21 protein-coding genes are annotated in these 25,149 nt (G+C 70.3%); 18 read left to right on the top strand and 3 right to left on the bottom strand.

Annotation, left to right across the window (positions count from 1 at the left end; all coding sequences use genetic code 11):
- The first annotated feature begins 14 nt into the window (after positions 1-14).
- Genes ACFVSU_RS09815 through ACFVSU_RS09790 form a run of 6 tightly spaced genes read left to right on the top strand, consistent with a single transcriptional unit; the run spans position 15 to position 7,389 of the window.
- Positions 15-1,496 (top strand): DUF6379 domain-containing protein, encoded by a 1,482-nt coding sequence (locus ACFVSU_RS09815; RefSeq protein WP_387141645.1) that lies wholly within the window; start codon positions 15-17, stop codon positions 1,494-1,496.
- Positions 1,489-2,397 (top strand): alpha/beta hydrolase, encoded by a 909-nt coding sequence (locus ACFVSU_RS09810; RefSeq protein WP_387141643.1) that lies wholly within the window; start codon positions 1,489-1,491, stop codon positions 2,395-2,397. Before ACFVSU_RS09815 ends, ACFVSU_RS09810 begins: the two co-directional genes overlap by 8 nt.
- A complete protein-coding gene (locus ACFVSU_RS09805) occupies positions 2,394-4,022 on the top strand; it encodes a DUF5597 domain-containing protein (RefSeq protein WP_387141640.1) in 1,629 nt (542 codons plus the stop codon). Before ACFVSU_RS09810 ends, ACFVSU_RS09805 begins: the two co-directional genes overlap by 4 nt.
- Positions 4,023-4,029: 7 nt before the next feature.
- On the top strand, positions 4,030-4,947 hold the full coding sequence (locus ACFVSU_RS09800; RefSeq protein ID WP_387141638.1) for a nucleoside hydrolase: 918 nt from the start codon (positions 4,030-4,032) through the stop codon (positions 4,945-4,947).
- Positions 4,944-5,930 carry an NAD-dependent epimerase/dehydratase family protein gene (locus ACFVSU_RS09795; protein WP_387141635.1) on the top strand — a complete coding sequence of 329 codons (987 nt, stop codon included), beginning with the start codon at positions 4,944-4,946 and terminating at the stop codon, positions 5,928-5,930. The genes ACFVSU_RS09800 and ACFVSU_RS09795 overlap by 4 nt, the downstream gene beginning before the upstream one ends.
- Complete coding sequence (locus tag ACFVSU_RS09790) at positions 5,923-7,389, top strand: family 43 glycosylhydrolase (protein WP_387141632.1); 1,467 nt, start codon at positions 5,923-5,925, stop codon at positions 7,387-7,389. The genes ACFVSU_RS09795 and ACFVSU_RS09790 overlap by 8 nt, the downstream gene beginning before the upstream one ends.
- 1 nt (position 7,390) lies before the next feature.
- On the opposite strand, the gene ACFVSU_RS09785 is transcribed toward ACFVSU_RS09790, so the two are convergent.
- The 3 genes from ACFVSU_RS09785 to ACFVSU_RS09775 all read right to left on the bottom strand — a co-directional run bounded on the left by ACFVSU_RS09785 (position 7,391) and on the right by ACFVSU_RS09775 (position 14,334).
- Positions 7,391-9,559 carry a glycoside hydrolase family 3 N-terminal domain-containing protein gene (locus ACFVSU_RS09785; protein WP_387141629.1) on the bottom strand — a complete coding sequence of 723 codons (2,169 nt, stop codon included), beginning with the start codon at positions 9,557-9,559 and terminating at the stop codon, positions 7,391-7,393.
- 123 nt (positions 9,560-9,682) lie between these two features.
- The gene (locus tag ACFVSU_RS09780; RefSeq protein WP_387141626.1) at positions 9,683-10,978 is read right to left on the bottom strand and encodes an ABC transporter substrate-binding protein; all 1,296 of its coding nucleotides are present in this window, start codon (positions 10,976-10,978) and stop codon (positions 9,683-9,685) included.
- Between the two features lie 149 nt (positions 10,979-11,127).
- On the bottom strand, positions 11,128-14,334 hold the full coding sequence (locus ACFVSU_RS09775) for a glycosyl hydrolase (protein ID WP_387141623.1): 3,207 nt from the start codon (positions 14,332-14,334) through the stop codon (positions 11,128-11,130).
- A 154-nt stretch (positions 14,335-14,488) separates the two neighbouring features.
- Between ACFVSU_RS09775 and ACFVSU_RS09770 the strand changes: the two genes are divergently transcribed.
- The 12 genes from ACFVSU_RS09770 (at position 14,489) to ACFVSU_RS09715 (ending at position 25,102) form a co-directional block, all read left to right on the top strand.
- Positions 14,489-15,451, top strand: a complete 963-nt coding sequence (locus ACFVSU_RS09770; RefSeq protein ID WP_376011491.1) for a carbohydrate ABC transporter permease — start codon at positions 14,489-14,491, stop codon at positions 15,449-15,451.
- Position 15,452: 1 nt separating this feature from the next.
- Positions 15,453-16,289, top strand: coding sequence for a carbohydrate ABC transporter permease (locus ACFVSU_RS09765; protein WP_376011494.1), 837 nt, complete (start codon positions 15,453-15,455; stop codon positions 16,287-16,289).
- 12 nt (positions 16,290-16,301) lie between these two features.
- Positions 16,302-16,676, top strand: a complete 375-nt coding sequence (locus ACFVSU_RS09760; protein ID WP_387141619.1) for a nuclear transport factor 2 family protein — start codon at positions 16,302-16,304, stop codon at positions 16,674-16,676.
- Between the two features lie 37 nt (positions 16,677-16,713).
- The gene (locus tag ACFVSU_RS09755) at positions 16,714-17,508 is read left to right on the top strand and encodes a TIM barrel protein (protein ID WP_387141617.1); all 795 of its coding nucleotides are present in this window, start codon (positions 16,714-16,716) and stop codon (positions 17,506-17,508) included.
- Complete coding sequence (locus ACFVSU_RS09750; RefSeq protein WP_387141614.1) at positions 17,505-19,028, top strand: GMC oxidoreductase; 1,524 nt, start codon at positions 17,505-17,507, stop codon at positions 19,026-19,028. Before ACFVSU_RS09755 ends, ACFVSU_RS09750 begins: the two co-directional genes overlap by 4 nt.
- Before the next feature lie 106 nt (positions 19,029-19,134).
- The gene (locus ACFVSU_RS09745; protein ID WP_387141611.1) at positions 19,135-19,539 is read left to right on the top strand and encodes a DUF6379 domain-containing protein; all 405 of its coding nucleotides are present in this window, start codon (positions 19,135-19,137) and stop codon (positions 19,537-19,539) included.
- Positions 19,536-20,642, top strand: coding sequence for a sugar phosphate isomerase/epimerase family protein (locus tag ACFVSU_RS09740; protein WP_387141608.1), 1,107 nt, complete (start codon positions 19,536-19,538; stop codon positions 20,640-20,642). Before ACFVSU_RS09745 ends, ACFVSU_RS09740 begins: the two co-directional genes overlap by 4 nt.
- Positions 20,639-21,673, top strand: a complete 1,035-nt coding sequence (locus tag ACFVSU_RS09735) for a sugar phosphate isomerase/epimerase family protein (RefSeq protein ID WP_387141605.1) — start codon at positions 20,639-20,641, stop codon at positions 21,671-21,673. The genes ACFVSU_RS09740 and ACFVSU_RS09735 overlap by 4 nt, the downstream gene beginning before the upstream one ends.
- Positions 21,674-21,691: 18 nt before the next feature.
- On the top strand, positions 21,692-22,474 hold the full coding sequence (locus tag ACFVSU_RS09730) for a nuclear transport factor 2 family protein (protein WP_387141603.1): 783 nt from the start codon (positions 21,692-21,694) through the stop codon (positions 22,472-22,474).
- 8 nt (positions 22,475-22,482) lie between these two features.
- A complete protein-coding gene (locus ACFVSU_RS09725) occupies positions 22,483-22,899 on the top strand; it encodes a DUF6379 domain-containing protein (RefSeq protein ID WP_387141601.1) in 417 nt (138 codons plus the stop codon).
- Positions 22,896-24,092 carry a Gfo/Idh/MocA family protein gene (locus tag ACFVSU_RS09720; RefSeq protein WP_387141598.1) on the top strand — a complete coding sequence of 399 codons (1,197 nt, stop codon included), beginning with the start codon at positions 22,896-22,898 and terminating at the stop codon, positions 24,090-24,092. Before ACFVSU_RS09725 ends, ACFVSU_RS09720 begins: the two co-directional genes overlap by 4 nt.
- A 2-nt stretch (positions 24,093-24,094) precedes the next feature.
- Complete coding sequence (locus ACFVSU_RS09715) at positions 24,095-25,102, top strand: sugar phosphate isomerase/epimerase family protein (protein WP_387141595.1); 1,008 nt, start codon at positions 24,095-24,097, stop codon at positions 25,100-25,102.
- Positions 25,103-25,149: the final 47 nt, after the last annotated feature.

Raw genomic sequence — 25,149 nt, 5'->3', positions numbered from 1 at the left:
AACCGGAGAGAACCATGCCCAACGGACTCATCGCTGAAGACAGCCTCCGCCCGCACCCGGACGGCCTCGCACTGAAGCTCACCATCCCCTGGTACCGGAGCCTCTGGCTCTCGTCCGTCTCGACGCTCCGCCTCACCGTCGACGGGGTCGAGATCGCGACGGACGAGCTGGCCTTCGAGATCGACGGCACGCGCTACGCCATCGCCGAGCTGTCGCAGCAGAGCGAGACGCTCTGGTTCCTGCAGCAGCATCCGCTCCTCGTCGCACGTCTCGACCAGCCCGTCGCGCTCGGCGAGCAGCACCGGGTCGAGATCTTCGGCGAGCTGCGCCTGCCGTACATGCAGATCGCACCCGGTCAGGACGGCGGACCCGGCATGTACGTGCCGAACATCGTGCGCCAGTCCTTCACGCTGACAGTGACGGACACGGATGCTGCGCCCCTGGCGACCGCGACCGACATCGCGCCTCCGCCGCCCGCGGCTGAGGACGACCCCTTCAAGCTCGGCCTGACGCTCTACTCCGCGAGCGCGGAGTTCCGCGCGGGCTGGTACGACTTCGACGGGCTGCTGGACCGCGTCGCCGAGCTCGGGATCGGCCCGGGCATCGAGATCGTCGCGTCGCAGGTGCTGCCGACCTACCCGGTCGTGTCGGACGAGTTCGTCGCGCAGTGGCGCGCCGCGTTCGACAAGCACGGCTTCGACGCGAGCTCGTTCGGCGCGAACCTCGACATGGGCCGCCGGCGCGACCGCGACATGACGCCGGACGAGGAGTTCGAGTTCAGCGAGCTCATGTTCCAGGGGGCGAAGAAGCTCGGGTTCCCGCTGGTGCGCATCCAGTCTGCGAAGCCCGAGCTGCTGCGCCGGCTGCTGCCGGTGGCGGAGCACCTCGACCTGCAGCTGGCGTACGAGATCCACGCGCCGATGGGGCCGAACGCCGAGTCGATCCTGAAGGTGCGCGACACCTACGCCGAGCTCGACTCGCCGCTGCTCGGGTTCGTCGCGGACTTCTCGTCGACGATGCACAGCATGTCGCCGACGCTGCTGCGTGCCGTGCAGCGCGCGGGCCTGGATGACGACGCGCTCGCCGAGCTGCAGCGCATCTGGGCCACCGACGCGACCATGCAGGAGCGGCAGCAGGAGTTCATCGGCTACCTGAAGTCCCGCGACTTCGACCCGGGCCGCCTCGGCTCGTTCGCGCACCTCGCCTTCAACATGCACGGCCACGTCGACCCGCGCGAGTGGGCCGACATCATGCCGCAGATCAAGCACGTCCACGCCAAGTTCTACGACATCGACGAGAACGGGCAGGAGCCCGCCATCGACTACCCGGAGCTGGTCCGCGTCTTCGTCGAGGGTGGCTACCGCGGCTACTGGTCGAGCGAGTGGGAGGGGCACGCGTTCGCCGAGCTCGGCGAGGTCGACCCGCTGCTGCTCGTCCGCAGGCAGCACGACCTCATCCGCGCCTCGATGCGCGCCGTGCAGGCGGCCCATGTCTGACACCGAGGTCGACTTCCGCACGCTGCCGCTCTCCGAGGTGCTCCGGATGTTCCGTGAGGAGGGCGAGCCGGCCGACCCGCGCCCCGACATCGACACGGAGTCGCTGAAGCGCCGCTTCCCCCGCCTCGCGAACGTCGAGACGCGCGACGTCTCGATCGACGGGGACGCCCGCGCGGTGCCGGCGCGGCTGTACACGGATGCCTCGGCCGAGGCATCCGGTCGCGCCCTGGTGTGGGTGCACGGCGGCGCGTTCATCGGCGGCCACCTCGACATGCCGGAGTCGCACTGGGTCGCGCTCGAACTCGCGGCCCGCGGCATCCCGGTGCTCGCGGTCGACTACGTCAAGTGCCTCGGAGACGTGCACTTCCCCGATCCCTCGGACGACGTGCTCGCCGCCTGGCGTCACGCCGTCGCGCGCGCGGAGGAGCTGTTCGGCACAGACAGCGTTTACCTCGGTGGAGCCAGCGCGGGCGGCAACCTGACCGCGGGCGCCGTCGCACGGCTGCGGGACTCCGGCGATCGGGTGCCCGACGGGCTCGTGCTCGTCTACCCGGTCGTGCACCCGAACGGCCCGGCGGCTTCGGCGGAACTCGATCCCGACTCCCCGCACGGTGCCCTCGCACTGAACTTCGCGGGGTCCGTCGAGGCGCTCGGCGATCCGCACGCCTTCGCCGCTCTCGGGCCGGTCGACGGCTTCCCGCGGACGTTCGTGCTGGTGTGCGAATCCGACGATCTGCGTCCGTCGGGTGAGGCTTTCGCACGGCAGTTGGATGCTGCGGGGATCGACGTCGCCCTCCGCCTGGAGGCCGGCGCCGATCACGGCCACATCAACGAGCCCGCCGACGCGACGGCCCTGCCGACGGTCGAGGCGATCGCGAACTGGATCGGCGGAGCGGAGTGAGCGCCGGCGAGCGCTCGGCCTGGTCGTTCGGGGAAGACCTGCGTCTGCGCAAGGACGGCGAGCTCCGCCTTCTGCTGGGCGGCCAGGTGCACAACTCGTCGAGCTCGTCGACGGCATCCATCCGCGAGTCCTTCGCCCACGCGCGGGACCTGCACGCGAACACCGTGCTCGCGCCGGTCAGCTGGGCGCTGACCGAGCCGCGCGAGGGCGAGTTCGATTTCGCGCTCGTGGACACGATGATCGAGGAAGCCCGCAGCCGGGGACTGCAGCTCGTGCTGCTGTGGTTCGGCGCGTTCAAGAACGCGACGTCGACGTACGCGCCGCGGTGGGTGCGGGCGGATCACGAGCGGTTCCCGCGAGCCGTCGTGCACGCCACGACCCGAGGGAGCGCGTTCCACTATTCCGGCGTGATGCCCACGCCCGTGCTCTCCGTCTTCAGCGAGGCCCTCCGCGATGCCGATGCGGCGGCGTTCGAAGCTCTCATCGCCCACCTCGCCGAGGTCGATCGGACCGATGTCGTCGCCCTGGTCCAGGTCGAGAACGAGTCGGGGATCCTGCGCGACAGCCGGGACCGGAGCGGCCTCGCCGAGGAGGCCTGGCGTCGCGACGTGCCGGCCGCGCTGATCGCCGCCGCTCGCGAGGGTGACGAGGCGTCGTTGCTGCGCTCACTCTGGGTGCACGGCGGCCGACGTGAGGCGGGTACGTGGAGCGAGGTGTTCGGCGACGGCTCGGGCGCCGACGAGATCTTCATGGCGTGGTCGATCGCGTCGTACGTGCAGCATCTCGCCGAGCGCGGTCAGGCCGTCAAGCAGATCCCGATGTACGCCAACGCGTGGCTGGGCCCGCAGCCCGGGCAGGATGAGCCGGGGGAGTGGCCGAGCGGCGGACCCTCGAGTCGTGTGATCGATGTATGGCGCGCAGCGGCGCCCTCTCTCTCGCTCGTCGGCCCCGACATCTACGTGGACGACGCCGACTCGGCGATGCGTACCTATGCGACCGGATCACAGCCGTTCTTCGTGCCGGAGAGCAGATTGCGCGCCGGAGAGCTCGTGCGGGCCATCGGCACCTATCGCGCGGTCGGCTGGTCGGGATTCGGCTTCGATGGGGCCAACCCCGAGGGCCAGGTCGCCGCGGTGCTCGCGTACCTCACGGCCTTCGAGACGGAGATCGCCCAGGCTCAGCGCTCCCAGCGGATCGGCGCCGTCGTGGTGGAGCCGGGCGCCCCTCCGACCGAGACCACCGTCGGAGACCTCACGGTGAGCGCCCGCGGGCTGAGCGACATCGTCCGCAACTTCCTGCTCGACGTGGGCGTGCAGCTTCCCGACGAGGTCCTGCCGGTCCCCGACGAGACCCTCCCGCGTGAGCCTGTCCCGACGCCTGGCGAGCAACGGCCCTTCGCGCTGATCTTCGCCGTGGCGGACGACGAGCTCGTCGTCGTCGGCCAGGGTGTGAAGCTCGACTTCGCCGCACCACAGGGGGCGGTGGAGGTCGACTCGGTTGTCGAGCTGCTGCGGGACGAGGGCCGGATCCTGCCAGGTCGCGTCCTCAACGGGGACGAGCGTCTCCAGGTCGTCCCTGTGGATCGCGTCGGAGCCGCGAGGATCACCCTGCTCCGAGTGTCGTGAGGAACCGATGAGTCAGACCGAGACTTCGGGGCGCGAGTACCGGCGCATCCCTGTGACGCCGCGGGCGCGCGTGATCGTCGACAACGACTTCGCCGGCGATCCCGATGGACTGCTCGCGCTCGCCCACCACTTCCTCTCCGAGGCGGCGCCGGTCGTCGGCGTGACGTGCTCGTCGATCGCGATGGAAGGGATGCCGTACCCCGACGGCAGCCCGGCGCGCGACGCCGCGCGGGAACTGACCCGCCGCCTGGGCGTCGCCGATCCGCCGCCCGTCTCGGACGACGTGCAGGTGCCGTTCGCCGAGCTCACCGCGCCCACCGACGGCGCCCGTGTCATCCTCGAGGAGTCGCTGCGGGACGATCCGCTGCCGCTCGTGATCGCAGCCGGCGGCCCGCTGACCCACATCGCTTCTGCGCTGCGCGCCGATCCGTCCCTCGCGGACCGGGCCGAGCTCGTCTGGATCGGCGGCGGCGCGCATCCGGACGGCGCGTGGGAGTACAACCTCATGCTCGACGTCGCAGCGGCCCAGTTCGTCTTCAACGAGTCGGGCATCCGCATCTCGCAGGTGCCGCAGCACGTCTACCGCCAATGCCTGATGTCGATCGCGGAGCTGGAGCGCGAACTGCAGGCCGCCGGCGAGTTCGGCGCCTGGCTCTACAGCTGTTTCAACGACCCGCCCGACTTCGCGAAGATCGGGGCGATCTGGCCGATGGGCGACAGCCCGCCGGTGCTGATCAGCACGGGGGCGACGGAGTCGAGCTCGTTCCGCGTCGTGGACGCTCCCTGGATCGCCGCCGACGGCACCTATCGGCTGCACCCGTCGCCCCGGCCGCTGACGCTGTTCGACACCATCGACACCCGGCTGCTGTTCGCGGACTTCTTCGCCCGTCTCGCGCTGCGCTTCGCCCCGGAGGCTCGGTCGTGAGGGTCGTGGTCGTCGGCGGCACCGGCAACATCAGCACGAGCATCGTGCGCCGGCTCCTGGATGAGGGGCACGACGTCACCTGCGTCAACCGCGGCACGACGGCGGCGGCGCCGGAAGGCGTCGAGACGATCGTCGTCGACCGGCACGACGAGGAGCGGTTCGAGTCCGCCGTCCAGGCCGGCGGGTTCGACGCCGCCATCGACGTGATCGCGTTCACTCCCGCCGACGTGCGGTCGAGCATGCGCGCTTTCCGCGACGTGGGGCACGTCGTCCACACCTCGACCGTGACGGTGCTCGGCGAGCGGTTCGACTGGCTGCCCGTGACCGAGGACCACCCGGCGCGGCCGTCCGTGCCCTATGCCGCAGCGAAGGCCGACGCCGAGCGGGTGCTGCTCGAGGCCCACTACGGTTCGGGGTTCCCCGTGACGATCATGCGCCCCTCGACGACGTACGGCCCGCGCCGCGCGCTGCGTCAGATCGGGATCGACAGCACCTGGGTGTCGCGAATGCGCGCCGGCAAGCCCATCATCAAAGTCGGCGACGGGCGTGCGACGCATCACCTCCTCCACGTCGACGACGCCGCGCTCGCGTTCGTCGGGGCGCTGGGCAAGGAGCACTGCGTCGGTCAGACGTACCACCTCGTGCACCCGCAGCACACGACGTGGGAGGAGTTCCACGCCGCCGCGATGCGGGTCGTGGGGCGCGAGGTCGAGCAGGTCGGCGTGCCCGCACAGGTGCTCGAGGCGGTCGACCGGCAGCGGTTCCTCTTCGCGACGAGCGTGTTCGCGCACAACATGCTCTTCAGCGCCGAGAAGGTGCAGCGCGACATCCCCGAGTTCGTCCCGTCGGTGACGGTCGAGCAGGGCCTCACCGCGACCGTCGAGTACATCGACGCCCACGGCCTGGACGAGGAGACCGACGACCTCGAAGACAGGATCATCGCGGCGCAGCGCGATGTGGAGAGGAGTGCGACCCATGGCTGACCGGCCCACCTTCGTCAACCCCGTCCTCGGCGGAGACCGCCCCGACCCCGCCGTCATCAAAGTGGGTGACGAGTACTGGATGACGTACTCGTCGTTCGAGTCGGCGCCGGGCCTCTTGCTCTACCGGTCGCCGGACCTCGTGAACTGGAGCTACGCGGGCTCAGCGCTCGCCGAGCCGCTCGGCAGCACCTTCGCGGTCGACATCGCGGAAGTGGGCGGACGGTTCTTCATCTACATCCCGTTCATCCCCGCGCCGTGGTCGGAACTCGACGCGCCGGCGATCTTCGTCATCCACGCCGACTCGATGGAGGGCCCGTGGTCGGACCCGATCGACTTGGGCATCCGCTGGGCGATCGACCCGGGTCACGTCGTCGGCGAGGACGGCAAGCGGTACCTCTTCGTCAACGGCATCCGCCGCATCGGTCTCACCGACGACGGACTCGCCACCGTCGGCGAGCTGGAGCAGGTCTACGACGGCTGGCGGTACCCCGACGAGTGGATCACCGAGGCGTACGCGCTCGAAGGACCCAAGCTCTTCCGCCGCGGCGAGTGGTTCTATCTCGTGAGCGCCGTCGGCGGCACGGGTGGGCCGCCGACCGGGCACATGGTCATCGTGGCGCGCTCCCGCTCGGTCCACGGGCCCTGGGAGAACAGTCCGCACAACCCCATCGCGCGCACGGAGGACGCCTCCGAGAAGTGGTGGTCGCGCGGGCACGCGACGATCCTCTCCACGGGCGAAGGCAGCTGGTGGATGGTCTCGCACGGGTACGAGAACGGCTATCGCACGCTCGGTCGCCAGATCCTGCTCGAGCCCATCGCGTGGACCGAGGACGGCTGGCCGGCGGCCGCTCTGGATGACATCGGAGGTGAGCTGGATGCCCCGGCCGAGGCATCCGTATCCTCCCCGTCCCGCGGGTTCGACGACGACTTCGCCGATCTGCGTCTCGGTGAGCGGTGGACCTTCCATGCCCCCTCGCCGGGGGAGGCCGCGCGTCTCACGCTCGACGATGGTCTGGTGCTCGCGGGCAAGGGAACGGGGCCGGGCGACACGTCGCCGCTCGCGCTCGTCGTCGGCGACCACTCGTACGAGGTCGAGGTCGACGTCGAGATCGACGGGGCCGAGGGCGGGCTGCTCCTCTTCTTCAACGACCGGCTGTTCTGCGGCATGGGGATCGACGGGGAACGGATGCGGAGCTACTCGGGCGGGCACGTCACGCACTGGCGCGAGCCGGCGCCCGAGGCGCGTCGTCTGCAGCTGCGGATCCGCAACGACGAGCACATCGTCACGGGCTGGTACCGCGAGCCCGGCGGGGAGTGGGTGCGTCACGCGATCCGCTACGAGACATCGGGGTACCACGCCAACACCATGGGCGACCTGCTGAGCCTGCGCCCGGCGCTCTACGCGGCCGGCGCGGGGACGGTGCGGTTCCGCAACGTCCGGTACCGGCCCCTCCGCTGACTCAGACGACCCGCAGCTCGACGGCCTGGGTCGAGGCGAGTGTGGCGCCGATGTGCAGGCGGAAGAGGCCGGGCTCCACGACGAACGCCGGGGGCGCAGCATCCACAGCCCAGAAGCCGAGCTGATCGCGGCCGATCTCGAACTCGAACACCGCGGTGCGGCCGGGCTCGATCGTCCGGCGCTCGAACGCGACGAGGCGGCGGACCGGAGGCGCGACGCTCGCCACGACATCCTCGACGTAGACCTGCAGGACCTCGTCGCCGGCGCGCGCCGACGTGTTGGCGACCTCGACCGACAGCGACAGCGTCGCGCCGGCGTCGAGCTCGGCACCGCTGATCGAGGCCGCGGACAGTGTCGCCGGCGCGTGCGTGAACGCCGCGTAGCCCGAGCCGTGGCCGAAGGGGAACTCCGGGCCGAGCTCGAGATCGAGGTACTTCGAGGTGTACTTGTCCTGCACGTTCGCGGGGCCGTGCAGGCCGATGTCGGCGGTCTCGGTGGTGAGCGATCCGCCGCTCGTCGCCGGGCGGCCGGTGTTCTCGTGCGCGTAGTGGATCGGGATCTGCCCGACCGACCGCGGCCAGGACATCGGCAGGCGTCCGGCGGGATCGGCGTCACCCAGCAGCACGTCGACGATCGCGGCCGCGGCCTCGGTGCCGCCATGCCAGGCGACGACGACCGTCCCCGCGAGGTCGATCCAGTCCGAGACGACCAGCGGGCGTCCCGTCTCGAGGACGACGGCGAACGGAACGCCGGTGGCGGCGATCTCGCGGATCAGCTGCTCCTGGTGGCCCGGCAGGCGCAGGTCGCTGCGGGAGGCGGCCTCGCCCGACAGCGCGCTGGGCTCACCGACGAGCACCACGACGACGTGGCTCGCCCGCGCGGCCGCGACCGCGTCGGCGATGCCGGTTGCGTCCTCGCCGAGGAAGTCGACGCCGGGAACGACCCGCAGATCGACGTCAGGGCGACGGCCCGCGAACTCGTCCGCGACGGAGCCGGCGCCGGCGCCGAAGGACTGCGTCCAGGCGCCGAGGTGATCGGTCGAGTCGGCGTAAGGGCCCGTCAGCAGCACGCGCGCGGGCGCCGAGAGCGGCAGGGTGCCGTCGTTCTTGAGCAGCACCGACGACCGCGCGGCGGCGCGCCGCACGAGCACTCGCCCCGCGCCGGACGGGGCCGTGAGCTCGTCCGGCTCGCTCGCGTACGGAAAGTCGAAGAGACCGAGCGACTCCTTGAGTGCGAGCACGCGGGCGACGGCGTCGTCGAGGCGCGCGGGGTCGATCGCTGAGAGCAGGGCGTCGGCCACCTCCGAAGGGGCACCGCCCATCTCGACGTCGAGCCCCGCGCGGAACGCCTGGGACGCGGCATCCGTCAGATCCTCGGCGATGCCGTGCGGAAGCAGATTGCGCACGCCCTCGGCATCGCCGACGACGACGCCGGGGAACCCCCACTCGTCCTTCAGCACCCCGGTCATCAGCCGCCGGTTGGCGTGCATCGGCACACCGGCGACGGTGTTGAACGACGCCATCACCGAGGCCGCGCCTTCGTCGACGACCGCGCGGAACGGTTCGAGATACGTGTTGCGCAGCCGGTGCTCCGACACGTCGACCGTGTTGTAGTCGCGGCCGCCCTCGGGCTGACCGTAGGCGACGAAGTGCTTCGCGGTCGCGGCGATCGCGTGCGAGGTGGCGAGGTCGTCGCCTTGGTAGCCGCGCACCATCGCGCGGCCCATGACAGCGGTGAGGTGGACGTCCTCGCCGAACCCCTCCACGACGCGGCCCCAGCGCGGATCGTGCGACACGTCCACCATGGGGGAGAAGGTCCACGTGACACCGCCCGAGCGCGCTTCGGCGGCCGCGAGCGCGGCGACCTCCTCGACGAGCGAAGGGTCGAAGCTCGCGGCCTGCGCAAGCGGGACGGGCGCGATCGTGCGCTGGCCGTGGATGACGTCGAGTCCCACGAGCACGGGGATGCCGAGGCGCGTCTCCTCGACCGCGACCCGCTGCAGCGCGTTGGTCGCCGCCGCCGAGCGGGGCCAGAAGATCGAGCCGAGGCCCTCCCGGATGAGCTCCGCGGCATCGTCGTGCCGCGGACGGAACACGATCTGCAGTTGGCCGAGCTTCTCGGCCGGGGTCATCTCGGCGAGCAGCCGCTGCACGCGGGCGGATCGGTTCACGTCGTGCTCCTTCGGGGGTCGCGGCACACGGGGTCGCGTACGGCTGAGATTCGGTCGGGGATCATGACGATGCCGCCCGGGGCGCGGGCCCCGGGCGGCATCGTTCACTGCGGATTCAGCGGGTCAGTTGCCCCACGCCGCGTCCATGTCGGCGAGCACCTGGTCGACCGTCTTCTGGCCGGTCAGGAGGCCCTGCACTCCGACGCCGAGCGCGTCGTAGACGGCGGGGTTCGGCCAGCTGGCGTTCGGCAGGCCCGTGTAGGCGCCCGACTCGAGCAGGTCGCCGATCGGCGCGTAGCTCGGGAGCAGGGCGTCGGCGGTCACGCCCGTGATCGGGACGTAGCCGGCCAGGTTGGCGTAGGCCGTCGCCTGCGTCGGCTGCGCGGCCCAGTCGAGGAAGTCCTGCGCGGACTTCTTCACCGCATCGTCGGACTTGGCGTTGATCGCCCAGGCGTAGTTCGCCGAGGCGAGCGTGAAGGGCTCCTGCCCATCCGCCGGCGGGAATGCCTGGACCGTGATGTCGAGGCCGGTGGCGCCGCCGATCGAGGCCGCGGCCGAACCGGGCGTCGCTGCGGTCAAGGCCGTGCCGCCGCCGATGCCGGCGGTGATGTTGTCGAACGTTCCGCCCGCGGCGCCGTCCTGGAAGCAGCCGGTGTCGTTGAGTTCGACGATGTCGTTGAGCGTCTCCTGCCAGCCCTCGCTGTCGGCGAAGGTGACGTCGCCGGCGGCCCGCTGCTCGTTCCAGTCCGGGGTGCCCTCGTAGACGCGGGTGGCCGAGATGAGCTGGGCGAACAGGCCGGTGTTGAACGGCACGCCGCCGGCGAGGACCGTGAAGGTCTTGCCGCCGTCGCGGGCCGTCTTGCAGGCGGCCAGCAGGTCGTCGTAGGTCGCCGGGTACTCGTCGATGCCGACCTCTTCGGCGCCGGCGGAGTTGTAGATGAGGCCGACCGGGGCGAGCGCGGTGGGCTGGCCGTAGACCTTGTCGTCGACGGTGTACTGCGCTTCGCTCCCCGCGGGGATGATGCCCGCGCTCGTGTCGTCGAGCGGCTCGAGGAAGCCCGCCTCGGCGAGCGTGACCACCGAGATCGGCTGGCCGGTGCCCGGTGCGAGGATCATCATGTCGGCGGCGTTGCCGGCCTGGAGCTGCGTGGTGACCTGCGTGTTGTAGGCGTCCGACGGGTACGGGATCACCTCGACGGGCACACCGGTCTCCGTGGTGTACTGCTGGGTCAGCTGCTCGTAGTAGTTGTCCGCGTCGTTCGCCTCGGCGACCATGAGCGTGAACCCCTTGTCGGCGGAGTCGCCGGAGTCTCCGTCGCTGTCGCCGCCGCCGGAACAGCCGGCGAGGATGAGGACCCCGGCGAGGGGAGCCGCGAGAAGCGACCACCGGAGAGGCCGGGAGGCTGTGTGCTGTGGCATTTCGACCCTTTCGTGACTTCGTTGTCGCCAGCTCGGGTTGCTGGCTCGGCCTCGGGGCCGCACATCAAGCGTCGCACGATATGTAGGTTTCCGACATTAGCGATGCTTATGTGCGGCAATTGCCTCGGTGATCCGCGATTTCGCCCAGGTCAGTGGGTGATCTCGAGAAGTAGGGCCACCGGCCCCGCGAGACCTGCGGCCAGCGGCGCGGCGTCCGTCTCGAACACTTCGGTCATCGGGGCGAAGATCTCGCCGGTGGGGACGGATGCCTCGGCGATGAGCCGATTGCGCCACGGATTCGCGATCTCGACCTCGAGTGTGTTGTCGCCCACCCTCACCGCCGCGGTCACGTCGACGTGGAACGGTGCCGTCCACGCGATTCCGCACTCGACGCCGTTGAGGACCACCCGGGCGATGTCGCCGACGCGCCCGAGCTCGAGCGTGATCCGCCCGTCGTCCGGTTGCCGGGTCAGCGTGAACCGCGTGCGATAGACCGCCGTCCCCGAGAACGCCCGTGCCTCGTCGTCGAGATCGGTCCACAGCCGTGGTCCGTCGGGCAGGGCGACCGGCGGACGGCCGGGAAGCTCCAGCGTCCACGCGCCCTCGATCGTGCGACGGTCGACGGTCCCCCTGGCCGCCGTCGGACCGTGATCGCCCGGCACCACGAACACCGAGCCGAACGGCGCCAGTGCGACCTCGAACGACCGGCGGTCACCGACCGCGCCGACGTCGAGCAGCCTCGAGGTGCGGAGCGCGACAGGGTCCCACGCGCTGAGTGCCGCCACCTCGGCGGGCACGATGATCCGTGCGGTCACGGCCTCCGCGGTCGGATTGGCGAGGAATGTGACGCGCTCCCCGCCGACGACCCGCGCGATGGTGCGGAGCCGGGCGCCGACGACCTCGAGCTGCGGCGAGATGCCCAGCGTGCTCAGGGCCGCGCCGAGATCCGTCGTGGAGATGACACGGCCGCGGGCGCGCGGGTGGACCCAGATCCCGTCGCACAGCCGCGTGAGCTCGTCATCGTCGTCGGCGAGCGACGGCGACTGCTCGGGCCGCACGCCCACAACGGTCGCTCCCGCGTCGAGCAGCGCGGCGATCCGGCGCAGCGTCTCGTTCGTCAGGCACCGGCTCGAGCCGCCGAGGTGGAGCACCCGGTAGCGCGCGCCGCGCGAGACGAGCTCCCCGTCCTCCACCCGCAGCAGCGCCAGCGCGTCCGCGCCGACGTAGTCGAAGTCGAAGCCATCCGGCACGGTCGTGTCGAAGGCGGCGTCGTAGAGGCCCGTCACCGGGGCCTCCTCGCCGACGAAGACGGCGATGTCGACCGCCGGCTCGCCGGACGAGAGCACGGCCGAGCACCGCGCGAGGTAGTCGATCCACGGGCGTGCCATCTGCGCCCAGGTCTCGTTCCGTGTGAACGCCTGCCCGAGGAACGGCGCGAGTGCGATGCCCGGCGGCGGCGCGGCGACCGGCTGGTGCGGCGACGTGTGGATGCAGAAGCGCGTCACACCGAGCGCGAGCTGCAGGTCGGCGACGTGCTTGAGGCTCTGCGGCGACGAGGCCCAGGGGCGGTCGAAGCTCGTGAACGCCTCGGCGCCCGTCCACCGCCTGCCGTGCACATGCGCGACGGATGCTGCGCCCTTGAGGTCCGCGACATACGTCGGCCGCGGACCGGCTTCGGGATCGAACGTCCACATGGCGCCCATCGGCACGTCGGCGTGCGCCCGCATCGCCAGGTCGTCGCCGAGCTGCGGCCGCCCGTCCTCGAGCGCCTCCGCGTAGTACGTCATGCCGCGGCGGTGCGCCTCGGCGGAGAGGGTTCCGTAGTACTCGGTCGCGAGCAGCTCCGACAGCGTCCGACGGTAGTCGTAGAGGAATCGATCGGATGCCTCGGCCCCGCCTACGAGATACCCCGCGAGCGTCGGCAGCCAGGGCGTCGGGTCGTAGCCGCGCAGCTCGCGGAAGCGCTCGAGGATCCCGTCGGTCCAGTTCTGCGCCCCGGCCTCGATGCTGTCGCTGAGCAGGGCGTCGTACCGGCCGGGGGCGAACCGCTCGAGATGCCGCTCGAGGTACGCCGCGACCCGGCGGCCGTCGAGCTTGTCGACCTCCAGCCCGGTGGCGTCGGGCAGCGCAGGTCCGTTGGTCTGGCCGGTGAGGGATGCCCCGATCCGCAGCACGCGCCAGCGCCCGGGCGGAGCGTGCCACGTGAGGCGGTCGCCGTCGACGCGGGCGGTGAGGTCGTGGATCTCGGATGGAGCCGGGGATGCAGCATCCGGCGCGGGAGTCGTGTGGATCGCGTAGTAGTCGGGGGCGACGCCGAAGCCGGCCTTCACCTCGGCCTGGTGCACACGGGCGCCGGAGCGCAGCGCGAACTCGGAGACGAGGAAGGCGTCGCTGCGGCGCAGCACCGGCGGGAGTCGCACACCGTCGGCGACGGGCGGGAGAGCCTCGGCGGCGCTCGCGCCCGACAGCACGAGCCGGAAGCGGCGGCCCGTGATCGGGGCGAACGTCGCAGATCTCGCCGGCACCGTCGTGGCCGGCAGCGCGAGGACATCGCGGTAGGCGTCGCCGTCGTCGCTCACCTGCAGCACCGCCTCGGGCGGTGGCGCGGCGCCGAACCCGCGCGGTCCGGGAAGGCCGAGCGTGACCGAGCAGGCCGTCACGGGCTCGTCGAAGTCGAGCTCGAGCCAGGCCGACGACCACGCGTCGGGATCCCGGGGGAGCGAGACGGCGCCGTCGAACGAGCCGTCGACGAGCCGGTCTATGTCGTCGACGGCGGCGGAGCCGTGCACCCGGTCCGGCCGGAGCGCCTCCTGCGCCGACGTCGCCGGCAGGGCGACGACTCGCCAATCCACCGCCCACGGTTCGCGGGAGTCCGCGCCGGGGCGCGGGGAGTCCTGGAACGTACCGGCGACCGCCGGCAGCGGCGGGAGCTCGACGGTGCGGCGCTCACCGCCGTCGATGACGCACTCCGACCACACCAGCTTCTTCATGGCGTCGCCGGGCCCCACCCACGGACCGCCCGAGGCGCTCCAGCCCGAGGACGTCGCTACCGCGAGCTCGAGGCCGAGGGTGGACGCCGTGCGCGACGTCGTCTGGATCGCCTCGTGCCAGGCGTCCGTTCCCGGCCGTACCGGTTCTGGCACGACGAGGGGAACCCCCATGCCGCCGTCGAAGAGCTGCACACCGCGCACGCCGACGTCGTGCAGCCAGGTCAGATCCCGCACGATGCCGGCGGGATCGATGTTGCCGTCCATCCAGTGCCACCAGGCGCGCGGGCGCGCCTGGTCCGGCGGGTCGACGAAGTCCTGCCACAGGTAGGAGAGGCCCTCGGGCGCGCTCGACGATGACTCGGCCACGTTCCTCATCCTGCGCGAGGAACCGGCTGCGGCGGGGTGCTGAACCACTTATATCCGGTATTGCCAGAACTAATGTGTGCTTCCGACACAAGTGTGTGATAGTGGCTGTGACGCCGCCGGTGAAGGGGCGCATGACGACGAGGTCAGAGAGTAGATGACAGTGACGATCGAGCGAGACGCGACGCGCACCCTCACGGTGCCACCCGAAGCCCGACGCACGCCGCGCCCCCGCGGCGGCCGCCGCCCGCTGATCAGCTACGGGCACTGGTGGTGGGCTCTTCCGGCCATCATCCTCGTCATCGCGGTGCACTATGTCGCCACCCTGACCGGAGGCTTCTTCGCCTTCACGAACTGGACCGGCCTCGGGGACTGGGAGTTCATCGGCCTCGACAACTTCGTGCGGATCTTCAACGACCCGCTCATGGTCGGCGCCGTGATCAACACGCTCTTCCTGGCGTTCGGCTCCGTCATCCTGACGAACATCCTCGGGCTCGGCTTCGCCCTGGCCATCAACCGCACGCTGAAGACCCGCTACATCCTGCGGACGCTGCTCTTCATGCCCGTCGTGCTGAGCCCTCTCGCCGTCGCGTACGTCTGGAAGTTCATCTTCCAGTTCAACGGCCCGCTCAACGGCTTCCTCGCCGCGATCGGCCTCGAGGAGATGCAGAAGGTCTGGCTCGCGGACCCCACCTGGTCGATCTGGGCGATCCTGCTCACGGTCGTCTGGCAGCAGACCGGCTTCGTCATGGTGATCTACCTGGCCGGCCTCGCCTCGGTGCCGGTCGAGCTCGAAGAGGCGGCCGCGCTCGACGGCGCCGGCGTCTTCAAGCGGTTCTGGCACGTGACGGTCCCCGGCATCCGTCCCTCCATCGCGATCGCGACGACGCTCGGCATCATCCAGGGCCTGCGGATCTTCGACCAGATCCTCGCGCTCACGGCCGGCGGTCCGGCCGGCGCCACCGAGACCCTGGCTACCCAGGTGTACAAGCAGGCGTTCTCGCTCGGCCAGTTCGGCTTCGGCTCGGCGCTCGCGCTCGTGCTGACCGTCATCATCCTCGTCTTCGCGATCCTCCAGCAGTACGCGACGCGCGACCGCGACGCCGCTCGAAAGGCCTGACATGTTCCGCTACACCAAGCTCACCGCGGTGCGGGAAGTCCTCATCTGGATCATCACGATCATCGGGCTGCTGCCCTTCTACTTCCTGATCGCCACCGCGTTCAAGACCGACCAGGAGGCGCTGACGACGAGCGCCATGGCGCCGCCGCAGTCGCTCGACTTCAACGCGTTCATCGAGGTCCTGACCACCGGCGGACGCAACAGCATCCCCATGGCGATCCTCAACAGCGCGATCATCACGGCGGGCGCCATCTTCGGGCTGGTGCTGTTCGGCTCGGTCGCCGCCTACGTCATCACCCGTCGCACCCGCGCCTGGACGAACCTGACGTTCTACCTGGTGCTCATCGCGATCATCCTGCCGGCTCAGCTGGGCACCGTGCCGCTCTACATCGGGGCGCGCACCGTCGGCCTCACGGGCAACGCGATCGGCATGATCCTGCTGTGGATCGGCATCCTGCTGCCGTTGTCGGTGTTCCTCTACGCCAGCTTCTTCCGCGGCCTCACGACCGAGTACGAGGAGGCGGCCGTCATCGACGGAGCCTCGCCGACGCAGGCGTTCTTCCGGGTGGTGCTGCCGCTCATGGCACCGGCGACCGGCACGGTCGCGATCCTCGCGGGTCTCATCGTCTGGAACGACTTCTTCAACTCGCTGATCTTCCTGGGCGGCTCGACGACCCAGACGCTGCCCGTCGCGATGTACACGTACGTCGGCGGTCTCGTGTCGGCGTGGAACAAGATCTTCGCCGTCGTGATCATCTCGATGATCCCGATCCTGCTCTTCTACATGTTCGCGCAGAAGAAGTTCATCCAGGGCTTCGCCGGCGGCCTGAAGGGCTGAGAGGCCGAGCCCGTGGGCGCCGACAACCGCGCGGCGTTCGAGACGTTCGTCGACCTCTTCTACACGCAGAAGCGTGTGGCGGATGCGTTCGCCTTCCTCGTCTCGGACGACTACATCCAGCACAACCCCACCATCGGCGACGGCCCCGCGCCGGCGATCGAGATGCTCACCCCGAAGTTCGACGGATCGCCCGATGCGACGTTCGACATCCAGCGCATCCTCGTGGACGGCGACCTCGCCATGGTGCACGTGAAAGCCTCCCGACCCGGCGCTGCGGACGCCGCGGTCGCGGACATCTACCGATTCGAGGACGGCCGGATCGTCGAGCACTGGGACGTGCTGCAGCAGGTCCCCGTGCATGCCGTCCACGACCACCCGATGTTCTGACCCTCGACGCGCTCGGGGACCGAGAGAAGGCTCACCCATGTATCAGCTCGCACCCAACATCGAACTCCTCTTCACGGAGGCCGGCGACTACCACGACCGCGTGCGCGCGGCCGCCGCGGCGGGGTTCGACGCCGTCGAGATGTGGGGCCCCACCGGAGTGGACGCCCCGGCGACGCCCAAGGATCTGCCGGCGCTCAAGGCCGCGCTCGAAGAGACCGGCACGCAGCTGACCGCCCAGCTCGCGGAGCCGCGCACGCAGTTCATGATCCCGCCGTGGGACCACTCGGAGTTCTTCCGCAAGCTCGACGAGGGCGTCGTGATCGCCACCGACCTCGGCTGCCCCCGCATCGTCGTCGGCAGCGGCACGGGCTTCGGCGGCTGGAAGCGTCAGGTGCAGCTCGACAAGCTCATCGAGATCTACCAGAAGGCGATCGCGCAGATCGACGGCTCGGGCCTCACCCTGGTGCTCGAGCCGGTCAACGTGCGCGTCGACCACCCCGGGTCGCTCCTGGACCGCACCGCCGAGGCGGTGTACGTCGCCCGCGGCGTCGCGTCGCCGCAGTTCGGCGTGCTCTACGACATCTACCACTCGGCCGTCGAGGGCGAGGACATGGCCGTCGAACTCGCCAACGCGGGCGACCTCGTGAAGTACGTCCAGCTCGCCGACGCCCCCGGCCGCGGCGAACCGGGCACCGGCGACCTCGACTGGGCGGAGCGCTTCGGCATCCTCCGCGCCAACGGCTACGACGGGCCGGTCGGCCTCGAGTACTACCCGACCGTCGAGTCCGCAGCATCCGTCGCCCTCATCCGTGAGCTGGCGGTCACGGCATGAGCCGCTACCCCGCCTCGGTCGACGTCGCGATCGTCGGCAGCGGTCCCGCCGGTGCGACGTACGCGCGCATCCTGAGCGAGGAGGCGCCGGATGCCGCGATCGCGATGTTCGAGGTCGGGCCCACGGTCTCCGACCCGCCGGGTGCGCACGTGAAGAACATCGAAGACGCGGGGCTCCGCGCCCGCGCGCAGGAGCGCTCGGAGGGCCCCGGGGCGGGCGCGGCGACGGTGAACTCGCCCGGAGCGGTGAAGTCGGGTGAGCGGCGCGCGCGCCCCGGCACTTACCTCCTCGCCGACGGCTACCAGATCGACGGGGAGGACGGGCTTCCGGTCGCGGCGTTCTCGAGCAACGTCGGCGGCATGGCCGCCCACTGGACCGGCGCGTGCCCGCGGCCCGGCGGCAGCGAGCGCATCGCGTTCCTCGACGACCTCGACGAGCTGCTCACCGACGGCGATCGGCTCCTGGGCGTGACGACGGATGCCTTCGACGCGGCGCCGTTCACCGCGCTCGTGCGCGACAGGCTCGCCGCCGTCGTCGACGACGGCCGCAACGAGGCCGCACGCGTGCAGCGCATGCCGCTCGCGGTGCACCGGCGCGACGACGGCCGGCTGGTGTGGTCGGGCTCGGACGTCGTGCTCGGCGACGCCACGCGTGCGAACCCACGGTTCTCGCTGTTCGACGAGTCGCTCGTGACGCGCGTGCTCGTCGAGGACGGACGCGCGGCGGGCGTGGAGGTCCGGGATCTCCGCACCGGTGAGGTGCACGAGGTGCGCGCCCGCGCCGTCGTGGTCGCCGCGGACGCGCTGCGCACCCCGCAGGTGCTGTGGGCGTCGGGCGTGCGCCCCGCCGCGCTCGGCCGCATGCTCAATGACCAGACGCAGGTGGTCTACGCCTCGCGACTGCGCGACGTCGAGCCGCCCGCCGAGGACGGGATCGCAGCATCCGGGGCCCTCTCCGAGCAGAGCGGCGTCAGCTGGGTGCCGTTCACGGACGAGATGCCGTTCCACGGGCAGATCATGCAGCTCGACGCCTCACCGGTGCCGCTCGCGGACGACGACCCCGTGATCCCGGGATCGATCGTCGGGCTCGGGCTTTTCTGCGCCAAAGATCTGCAGTGGGAGGACCGCGTCGAGTTCTCGGACACCGAGCAGGATTCGTACGGGATGCCCGCGATGCGGTTGCACTACACGCTCACCGACCGTGATCACGCCGTGCTCGATCGCGCGCGGGCGGAGATCGTCGAGCTCGCGAAGGCCGTCGGCGAGCCGATCGGCGACCGGCCGTTCACGATGCCGCTCGGTGCGTCGCTGCACTACCAGGGCACGACCCGCATGGGCGAGACCGACGACGGCCAGAGCGTCTGCGGCCCCGACAGCGAGGTGTGGGGCGTGCCCGGGCTGTTCGTCGCCGGCAACGGCGTCATCCCGACCGCGACGGCGTGCAACCCCACGCTGACGTCGGTCGCGCTCGGGGTGCGCGGAGCGCGTCACATCGCTCGCACCCTCACCCCCGGTCGTTGAGCGAGCGAAGCAGGACGAAACGCCTCGAATCGAGGGCGAAGTCTTGCTTATGTCTATTTTCGACATTAGAGTGTAGAAACAAGAAGTAAGTGTCAAGGAGGACTCTGTGATCCCCGATCGCATCATCGAGCAGGGAACGCTCACGATCGACGGCGCCCGCGTCTCGGTCGAGGTTCGCTTGCCGTGGTACCGCGCGCTGCCCGCCTCGTGCATCGGCCGCGCCACGCTGACCGTCGGCGGCGTCGAGGTGCCGGCCGATTCCCTCCGCTGGGGGATGAACGGCCAGACCTTCACGTTCGACGAGCTCGTGCCGAACACCCAGGACTGGTGGTTCCCGACCGACTCCGCCGTGCTCTCGGGCGACCTCGAGCTCGCCGGCGACGCCGAGCACAAGGTCGAGGTCGGCCTCACCCTCTACATCCCGTACATCGTCATCGGCGAGAACGAGGTGCTCCACATCGAGGAGCACGACGCCAAGACCATGACCGCACGAAAGGCGGTGGCGGCATGACCGGCCTCGGCTCGCCCATCCAGGGTGTCACGCTCTACAGCTTCACGCGCGCCTTCCACGGCCGCGAGTACGACCTCGAGGGCCTCATCCGCAAGGTCGCCGCCGACGGCTACGGCCCCGGCCTCGAGATCATCGGCTTCTCGAGCTTCCGCGGCTTCCCCGAGATCGACGATCGCTTCGCCGGCTGGTTCCGCGACCTCGTCGACGAGACCGGCCTCGTCACCACCTCGCTCGCCGTGAACGCCGACATCGGCATCCACCGCGACCGCCTGCTCACGCAGGACGAGTTGCTCGAGTACATGCGCCGCCAGATCGCGGCAGCCGCCAAGCTCGGCTTCCCGATCGCACGCGTGCAGATCTCGATCGAGCCCGACTCGATGGAGGCGCTCGCGCCGATCGCCGAGGAGTACGGCGTCACGCTCGCCCTCGAGGTGCACGCCGACCAGTACGCGTCGCACCCGCGCATCCTCGCCCTCCGCGACCGCTACGAGAAGGTCGGCTCGCCGTTCCTCGGCTTCACGATGGACTGGGGCGCCACGGTGACCGGCTTCGCGCCGTCGCTGCTCGAGGCCTACCGCCGCCGCGGCGCGTCGGAGGAGCTCCTCGGCAAGGTCGTCCAGCTGTGGGACGAGTTCTACGAGCAGGGCCCGCCCGCCGACCAGGCCGACCACGGCCAGCGCTTCGGCCGCTTCATCGGCCTCGCCGCGCAGAACGGCCGCCCCGACCTCGGCATCGACTTCGCGATCAACGGCACCGGCCTGTTCGGCCCGGCGCGCGTGGACGACTGGCTCGAGATCATGCCGTGGATCAAGCACGTGCACGGCAAGTTCTTCGGCATCGATGAGAGGGGCGAAGAGCCCTCGGTGCCGGTGCGCGACCTCGTGACCCTGCTCGTCGAGAACGGCTACAACGGCGCCATCTCGAGCGAGTACGAGGGCTGGCACTGGAACCACTGGCAGTCGCCTTTCGACATCATCGCCGGTGAGCAGGCTGTGCAGCGCTCGGCTGCGCAGGCGGCCGGCTCGCGCATGGTGACGGATGCCGCGGCCGCACGTCTGCAGCTGGCCCAGTGGCTGCCCAGCACCGAGGGAGCGAAGGCATGAGCGCCGACGTCGCCGGCACCGGCATCCGCCTCGGCACGACGCTGTACTCGATGACGAGCGAGTTCGCCGCGGGCCTCTACACGCCCGAGACGCTCATCGCCGCCGTCGCCGAGAACGGCATCGGGCCCGGCGTCGAGTTCAACATCGCGCAGCTGCTGCGCACCTACCCCGACGTCGACGACGCCTTCGTCAAGCTGTGGTTCGATTCGCTCGAGAAGTACGAGCTCGAGCCCAGCGCCGTCGGCACGAACCTCGACATGGGGCGCCGCAAAGACCGCGACATGACGCCCGGCGAGGAGCACGACTTCCTCGCGCGGCAGCTGAAGACCGCGCACACGCTCGGCTTCAAGCGCGTCGTCATCCGCTCGGCGGGCAAGGAGCTGCTGCGCAGCCTCCTGCCGCTCGCGGAGAAGTACGACCAGCGGCTCGGCTACGAGATCCACGCGCCCGAGGGGCCGAACAGCCCCAAGGTGCTGCAGATCCGCGAGCTGTACGAAGAGCTCGACAGCGACCGGCTGGGCTTCACCGCCGACTTCTCGTCGACGATGCACAGCCTCTCGCCGCGCCTGCTGGGCACGCTCCGCCAGATGGACATGCCGGAGGAGTACTTCCCGGTGATGGACGAGATCTGGCACAAGCCGCTGCCGATGCACGTGCGCAACCAGGAGTTCGAGGACTACCTCACGGCACAGGGCTGGGACTTCCTCAAGGCCGGTCCGTTCACGCGCCTCGCGTTCAACATGCACGGGCTCGTGCCGCCGGAGGAGTGGCTCGACATCATGCCGCAGATCTTCCACGTGCACGCGAAGTTCTACGACATCGGCGCCGACGGCGAAGAGCCGGCGATGGACATCCCGCGCATCGTGCGGCAGTTCGTCGAGGGCGGCTACCAGGGCTACCTCTCGAGCGAGTGGGAGGGCCACGCGTTCTCCGACCTCGGCGAGGCCGACCCCATCGGCCTCGTGAAGAAGCAGCACGCGCTGATGCGTCGTGCCATCGAAGAGACCGTCGCCGCGCGCCAGCCGGCCTGAGCGGACACAGGAGCAGAAATGACCGACACTGTCGCCGAAGCCACTGTCGCCGAACTCGCCGCCGAGGTCGCGCGCCTGCGCGAGCAGGTCGAGGGCGCCCAGCGCCTCGCCCAGCGGGCCGAGGACCGCGGGCAGGTGGAGAACCTCTTCAACCGCTACATGTACCTGCACAACGCCTTCCAGGACGAGCAGATCATCCCCCTGTGGGTGAAGGAGGGCACGGAGGGCATCCGCGCGCGCTACACGAACGCGGGCCAGTACACCACGTGGGAGAGCGTCACGCGCTACCACCGCGACCGGCCCACCCCGGTCGGCAAGCTGATCCTCCACGCCACCACGACCCCGGTGATCGAGGTCGCCGGAGACGGGCAGACCGCCAAGGGCGTCTGGCTGATGGCCGGCACCGAGTCGGGACTCACCGACCCGAAGGTGGCCGAGGCGTTCCCCGACATGTACTCCCCGGAGGAGGTGCTCGGCCAGAAGGTCTGGGCGCACTGGGTGTGGTGCAAGTACGCGATCGACTTCCTCAAGCAGGACGGCGAGTGGCGGTTCTGGAAGTTCCGCTGCTATGAGCTCGCGCGCGCGCCGTTCGAGGAGAACTGGATCAGCTTCGGGCTGAAGAACCAGGGCGCCTTCGACCTCGACCTCATGTACTTCGGGGACGACGGCAAGCCGGTGTTCATGCCACCGGCCGACGAGCCGGTCGCCTCGAAGAACCACCCGTACAGCCCGGAGACGGTGCAGAAGCTCGAGCCCGCGCCGCCGGTCGCGCACGATCACTTCACCGACACCTTCGCCTAGGAGACACCATGGCCACCCACAACTCGCTCTTCTCCGAGAAGGACGTCCGCCGCACCGACGACGGCATCGCGGTCTCGGTGCAGCTGCCCTGGTACCGCAGCCTCTGGCTCTCGGCGGTCGACGATGTCGCAGCATCCGTCAACGGCGTCGCCGTGCCGAGTGAGGACCTGCGTTTCGTGCTGCAGGGGCGCTCGTACACGATCGACGAGCTGCCCGAGCAGTCCGAGACGCTCTGGTTCGTCGCCGACCGGCCCGACGTCGAGATCGCCCTCGCGTCGCCGCCGGCCGCGGGCGAGAAGCTCACCGTCGAGATCGTCCTCACGATGCGCCTGCTCTACATGCAGATCATGCCGGGCGCCGACGGCGGCCCCGGCCGCTACGTCACCAACCGCGTGCCCGTCGAGCGTGAGGTCGTGCTCGCATGACGCTCCGCGTGGCCATGATCGGCTACGGCTTCATGGGCGCCGCGCACTCGGTGGGCTGGCGGCAGGCGCCGCACGTGTTCTCGCTGCCCGACGACGTCGAGATGGCCGTGATCGTCGGCCGCAACGCGAAGGCGGTGGCGGATGCTGCGGCCCAGTGGGGCTGGGCGGAGTCGGCGACCGATTGGCGCGAGGTGATCGCGCGCGACGACATCGACATCGTCGACATCGTTACGCCGGGCGACTCGCACGCCGAGATCGCGATCGCGGCGCTCGACGCCGGCAAGCACGTGCTGTGCGAGAAGCCGTTGGCCAACACCGTCGAGGAGGCCGAGGCGATGGCCGAGGCCGCGTCCCGCGCCGCCGCGCGTGGCGTGCGGTCGATGGTCGGCTTCACCTATCGCCGCGTGCCCGCCGTGACCTTCCTCCGGGACCTCATCGCGCAGGGCGCCGTCGGTAAGATCGCGCATGTGCGCGCGGCGTATCGCCAGGACTGGCTGGTCGATCCCGAGATGCCGCTTGCCTGGCGCCTGCAGAAGGAGCACGCCGGCTCCGGTGCGCTGGGCGACATCGGCGCGCACATCATCGACATGACGCAGTTCGTGACCGGACTCGACGTGGCCGCCGTCTCCGGCGTCGTCGACACCATCGTGAAGCAGCGTCCGCTCGAGGGTGAGAACCGGTCCCTGAGCCTGTCGAAGGGGTCGGGCACCGCGGCCGAAGGCTACGGCGAGGTCACCGTGGACGACGTCGCGATGTTCACCGGGCGCCTCGAGTCGGGGGCTCTGGTGTCGTTCGAGGCGTCGCGGTTCGCGACCGGGCGCAAGAATGACCTGTCGATCGAGGTGTCGGGAGACAAGGGCGCGCTGCGCTTCGACCTCGAAGACCTCAACACGCTCTGGTTCTACGACCGGACGGCGCCGGAGTCGACGCAGGGCTTCACGCGGATCCTCGTGACGGAAGCATCGCATCCGTATGTCGCGGCGTGGTGGCCGGCCGGACACATGCTGGGCTATGAGCACGGATTCAGTCACCAGGTCGTGGACTTGGTGACGGCGATCGCCGAGGGCACCGACCCGCACCCGTCATTCGACGAGGGGCTGTCGGTGCAGCGCGTGCTCGCCGCCGTCGAGGAGAGCTCGGCCCACGACTCCGTCTGGGTCTCCGTCAATGCCGACGTCACCGTGAAGGGATAGCAATGCCTCGTCCGATCACCCTGTTCACCGGCCAGTGGGCCGATCTGCCGTTCGAGGAGGTGGCCCGGCTCGCGGGCGAGTGGGGCTACGACGGTCTCGAGATCGCGTGCTGGGGCGACCACATCGACGTGTCGCGGTGGGACGACGCCGACTACGTGCAGTCGCGCCTCGACATCCTCGAGCGCAACGGCCTGAAGGTGTGGACGATCTCGAACCACCTCGCCGGACAGGCGGTGTGCGACGACCCGATCGACCAGCGGCACCGCGACATCCTGAACGACCGGGTGTGGGGCGACGGCGAACCGGAGGGCGTGCGGCAGCGCGCCGCCGAAGAGCTGAAGATGACGGCGCGGTTCGCGGCGAAGCTCGGCGTGAAGACGGTGACCGGGTTCACGGGCTCGTCGATCTGGAAGGCCGTGGCGATGTTCCCGCCGGCGTCCGACGAATGGATCGCCGCCGGCTACCAGGACTTCGCCGACCGGTTCCACCCGATCCTCGACGTGTTCGAAGAGGTCGGTGTGCGGTTCGCGCTCGAGGTGCACCCGTCCGAGATCGCCTACGACTACTGGACGACGAAGGCGACGCTCGACGCGATCGGGCACCGCGAGAGCTTCGGGATCAACTTCGACCCCTCGCACTTCATGTGGCAGCAGCTGGACCCGGTGGCGTTCGTGCTCGACTACGCGGAGCACATCTTCCACGTGCACGTGAAGGAGTCGATCACCAACCTCGACGGACGCAACGGGGTGCTCGGCTCGCACCTGCCGTGGGCCAACCCGCGCCGCGGCTGGACGTTCGTGTCGACCGCGCACGGCCAGGTGCCGTGGGAGCCGCTGTTCCGCGCGCTCAACGCGATCGGCTACGACGGCCCCACCTCCGTGGAGTGGGAGGACGCCGGCATGGACCGCCTGCAGGGCGCCCCGGAGGCCATCGCGTTCGTCCGCAAGCTCAACGCCATCACCCCGCCCGCGGCCGCCTTCGACGCCGCGTTCTCCACCAAGGCCGACTAGGCCTCGACCGAAGCGCCCCGGATCCGCCGGGGTGCCCTTCGGCGTGC

Origin of the sequence: Microbacterium sp. NPDC058062 (assembly GCF_042885375.1) — a bacterium.
Taxonomy (GTDB): Bacteria; Actinomycetota; Actinomycetes; order Actinomycetales; family Microbacteriaceae; genus Microbacterium; species Microbacterium trichothecenolyticum_C.
This window is presented reverse-complemented; position numbering and strand designations above follow the sequence as displayed.